This window comes from Pseudoalteromonas sp. 20-MNA-CIBAN-0454 (assembly GCF_040308685.1).
GTDB classification, from domain to species: Bacteria; Pseudomonadota; Gammaproteobacteria; order Enterobacterales; family Alteromonadaceae; genus Pseudoalteromonas; species Pseudoalteromonas nigrifaciens.
The window spans coordinates 1-278 of the sequence record NZ_JBEOOB010000159.1 but is presented as its reverse complement, the minus strand read 5'-3'; the positions used below and the strand labels follow the sequence as shown (position 1 = coordinate 278).

General features: G+C 58.3%; 1 protein-coding gene. It reads left to right on the top strand.

Annotated features, from left to right (window positions below):
* On the top strand, positions 1–278 hold a 278-nt coding region (locus tag AAEZ22_RS18365), incomplete at both ends, for a helix-turn-helix domain-containing protein (RefSeq protein WP_352298471.1).

The following is a 278-nucleotide window of genomic DNA, read 5'->3' as shown; positions in this document are numbered from 1 at the left end:
GTCATCGTTTGTATGAGATTGCGATTGCCAACAGCCAGAGCCATCGCATCAGCCAGGCCATCAAATGGCTCAACGGCAACTTCGAGCAACCGCTGCGCATCGATGATCTGGCGCGGGAAGTGAACCTCAGCGTGTCGACGTTGCATCACCGTTTCAAGGCGATGACCGCGATGAGTCCGTTGCAGTACCAGAAGCAATTGCGCCTGCAAGAGGCGCGGCGGCTGATGTTGACCGAAGGCCTGGAAGCTTCGGCGGCGGGGTATCGGGTGGGCTATGAA